Source organism: Prevotella sp. PTAC, from assembly GCF_013166535.1.
GTDB lineage: Bacteria > Bacteroidota > Bacteroidia > Bacteroidales > Bacteroidaceae > Prevotella.
In genome coordinates this window covers 185,001-188,636 of the sequence record NZ_JABKKK010000012.1, presented here as the reverse complement: position 1 = coordinate 188,636, position 3,636 = coordinate 185,001, and the positions used below count along the sequence as shown (strand labels likewise).

The window sequence follows — 3,636 nt, the reverse complement described above, 5'->3', positions numbered from 1 at the left end:
AACTTATAATTGTAGCGAATCAGATGGCAATTTACGCCATTTTGAGAAAAATACAGATATTGGTCAATTTTTCCTCAAAAAGATTTGGATTTTATCACAGTATCTGAATCCTGTTTACATTTACACAAAATTTTGGACAGTGTCATAAAAAAGATTGTAGCCATTGTCTCTTTATATTATATATGTGTAATTAGTATCTAGACTTGCTTTGTCCTTCTCTATTCCTGTGTATCCGACTTCGGTTCCTTTCTTTCTTTTCTTCCTCTTCCTTTCTTTTTTTTGTATCAACTACCTTTATTATTATCCTTTGTCATTGTCTTTATTCGTTTTTTTCATTCTTACGGTCTTTTTTGTCTTCGTGTTTCTCCGTTGCGTTGTGTTTTTGTCTTTCCTGTCTATATCATATATGATACCGTGATTTCGTTTTATGTCTGCCGTTCCTTTCATTGGTTGTCCCCTTTTTTCTGTTTTGTATATTTGTTTTCTTTTTGTCCCTTTTATCTTTTCCCCTTTGTTCTTTGTCTTTCTTCCTTGTCTGTTCTTTTTCTGTTCCTTTTTTCTCTTTCCTTGTATGTTTTGCTGTTTTTTTCTTTGGCCTGTCTTTCCTCTTTTGACCTTGTCCTTTTTTCTCTCCTTCTTTCTTTTTTCTGTCTTTTTCCTTTTTTCTTTCTTTTCATTTTCATTTTCATTTCCTTTTCTTTTGTTTGTTTTTGTGTTTTTGTCTTGTTTTTGCGTTGTTTTCCTTGACCTGTGTCAATTTAGTATAAAATTACCGTTGTTTTTCGAATTTTTTCTTAAAATTATTTGGTTTGTGTCCTTAAAGTCCTTACCTTTGCATCCGCTTTCAGGGTTGAAGCCCTGGTGAGCGTTAAGAGAGAGTTCTTTGACAGACTGAATAACAGAGAAAGTAGTAGTACAAGAAGCGTGCGCGCCGCCTGTCTTTTTTTTAATTGGCTTGCGCCGCGCATGGGTAAACGAACAGATATGATCTGACCGTCATTCCGGCCTCGGGCTTTTGTCCCTGGCCGGTGAGATTAGAATAGTACTCGGAGCGTCCTGGACAGACATTCTCTCCTTTCGCCCTTTCCGTTTTTTTTTCGGTTCGGTGCGTCTGGAGTCTATAACTTATATATTTTACAATGTAGAGTTTGATCCTGGCTCAGGATGAACGCTAGCTACAGGCTTAACACATGCAAGTCGAGGGGCAGCATGGCCTATCTTTCGGGATGGGCCGATGGCGACCGGCGCACGGGTGAGTAACGCGTATCCAACCTTCCCTTTACTGGGGTCCAGCCCGTCGAAAGGCGGATTAATCCCCCATGTTCTCCGTCCCGGACATCTGTGTCGGAGCAAAGATTTATCGGTAAAGGATGGGGATGCGTCCGATTAGCTTGTTGGCGGGGTAACGGCCCACCAAGGCATCGATCGGTAGGGGTTCTGAGAGGAAGGTCCCCCACACTGGAACTGAGACACGGTCCAGACTCCTACGGGAGGCAGCAGTGAGGAATATTGGTCAATGGCCGTAAGGCTGAACCAGCCAAGTAGCGTGAGGGAAGACTGCCCTATGGGTTGTAAACCTCTTTTATGCGGGGATAAAGGTGTCCACGTGTGGATGTTTGCAGGTACCGCATGAATAAGGACCGGCTAATTCCGTGCCAGCAGCCGCGGTAATACGGAAGGTCCGGGCGTTATCCGGATTTATTGGGTTTAAAGGGAGCGTAGGCCGGTCTTTAAGCGTGCCGTGAAATTTTGTGGCTCAACCATGAGAGTGCGGCGCGAACTGGAGACCTTGAGTGCGCGGAAGGCAGGCGGAATTCGTGGTGTAGCGGTGAAATGCTTAGATATCACGAAGAACCCCGATTGCGAAGGCAGCCTGCCGCAGCGTTACTGACGCTGAAGCTCGAAAGCGCGGGTATCGAACAGGATTAGATACCCTGGTAGTCCGCGCGGTAAACGATGGATGCCCGCTGTCGGCGATATACAGTCGGCGGCCAAGCGAAAGCGTTAAGCATCCCACCTGGGGAGTACGCCGGCAACGGTGAAACTCAAAGGAATTGACGGGGGCCCGCACAAGCGGAGGAACATGTGGTTTAATTCGATGATACGCGAGGAACCTTACCCGGGCTTGAATTGCAGAGGAAAGATCCAGAGATGGTGATGCCCTTCGGGGCCTCTGTGAAGGTGCTGCATGGTTGTCGTCAGCTCGTGCCGTGAGGTGTCGGCTTAAGTGCCATAACGAGCGCAACCCCTTTCCCTAGTTGCCATCGGTTCTAGCCGGGCACTCTGGGGACACTGCCTCCGCAAGGAGTGAGGAAGGTGGGGATGACGTCAAATCAGCACGGCCCTTACGTCCGGGGCTACACACGTGTTACAATGGGTGATACAGAGGGCCGGCCGCTGGCAACATCGGTCCAATCCTTAAAGTCATCCTCAGTTCGGACTGGGGTCTGCAACCCGACCCCACGAAGCTGGATTCGCTAGTAATCGCGCATCAGCCATGGCGCGGTGAATACGTTCCCGGGCCTTGTACACACCGCCCGTCAAGCCATGAAAGCCGGGGGCGCCTGAAGTCCGTGACCGCGAGGGTCGGCCTAGGGTGAAACCGGTGATTGGGGCTAAGTCGTAACAAGGTAGCCGTACCGGAAGGTGCGGCTGGAACACCTCCTTTCTGGAGAGACGTTTCGGGTATGGTCGCTCATGTCTTTTGCGTCCCCTCGGTCTTCTTGTACTCACACGCTCTGTATCAGGCGATATACCGTAATCAGGCAACTGGCAATCCGTGTCGGTTGGACTGCGTGACGAAGTCCTATAGCTCAGTTGGTTAGAGCGCCACACTGATAATGTGGAGGTCGGCAGTTCAAGTCTGCCTGGGACTACGGCTGCGGGGGATTAGCTCAGCTGGCTAGAGCGCTTGCATGGCATGCAAGAGGTCAACGGTTCGAATCCGTTATTCTCCACTTTCCCTTGTGGTGTTTTTCCACCATTTTGGGTATCGTTCTTTGACATATTGACACACAAGACAGTAAAGTAGTATAAACAACAGCTGAAGTATGAGCGTGCTGTTCTGGCCAATGCCGACCTTGCATGGTCGCCATTGTCCATTTCAGTGACGAAAGTGAATAAGGGCGCATGGCGGATGCCTTGGCTCACGGAGGCGATGAAGGACGTGATAAGCTGCGATAAGCCGCGGTTAGGCGCAAATAGCCCTTGACCCGCGGATTTCCGAATGGGACAACCCGGCAGTCTGTGGACTGTCATCATGGCTATGCCATGAGGCGAACGCGGGGAACTGAAACATCTTAGTACCCGCAGGAGAAGAAAATAACAATGATTCCCCCAGTAGTGGCGAGCGACCGGGGAAGAGCCCAAACCCGTCGCGTGGCAACGCGCGTCGGGGGTTGTAGGACCACGGTTACGGCACGGCGACGGCGAGCGGAACGGACTGGAAAGTCCGGCCATAGCGGGTGAAAGCCCCTTACGCGCAGCCCGGTTCGGCCGAGTGGTATCCTGAGTAACGCGGGACACGTGAAATCCTGCGCGAATCCGCCGGGACCATCCGGCAAGGCTAAATACTCCCGTGAGACCGATAGTGTACCAGTACCGTGAGGGAAAGGTGAAAAGAACCCCGAGCAGGGG

At 50.0% G+C, this 3,636-nt stretch carries 2 protein-coding genes, 2 tRNA genes and 2 rRNA genes (1 of these 6 cut by a window edge); 4 read left to right on the top strand and 2 right to left on the bottom strand.

Going from position 1 to position 3,636, the window contains the following annotated elements:
• Window positions 1–300 precede the first annotated feature (300 nt).
• On the bottom strand, window positions 301–447 hold the full coding sequence (locus HPS53_RS10660; RefSeq protein WP_172206139.1) for a hypothetical protein: 147 nt from the start codon (window positions 445–447) through the stop codon (window positions 301–303).
• Window positions 448–497: 50 nt separating this feature from the next.
• Entirely contained in the window at window positions 498–677 is a 180-nt protein-coding gene (locus HPS53_RS10655) for a hypothetical protein (RefSeq protein WP_216651922.1), read from the bottom strand.
• Window positions 678–1,136: 459 nt separating this feature from the next.
• Here HPS53_RS10655 and HPS53_RS10650 point away from each other — a divergent pair.
• The 4 genes from HPS53_RS10650 to HPS53_RS10635 all read left to right on the top strand — a co-directional run.
• Window positions 1,137–2,668: ribosomal RNA gene (locus HPS53_RS10650) — 16S ribosomal RNA — on the top strand.
• 134 nt (window positions 2,669–2,802) lie between these two features.
• Window positions 2,803–2,876 (top strand) — tRNA-Ile (locus HPS53_RS10645).
• A 7-nt stretch (window positions 2,877–2,883) separates the two neighbouring features.
• Window positions 2,884–2,957: transfer RNA gene (locus tag HPS53_RS10640), tRNA-Ala, on the top strand.
• Between the two features lie 151 nt (window positions 2,958–3,108).
• Window positions 3,109–3,636: ribosomal RNA gene (locus tag HPS53_RS10635) — 23S ribosomal RNA — on the top strand (it continues 2,370 nt past the right edge of the window).
• The 16S and 23S rRNA genes sit together here with 2 tRNA genes alongside, the layout of an rRNA operon.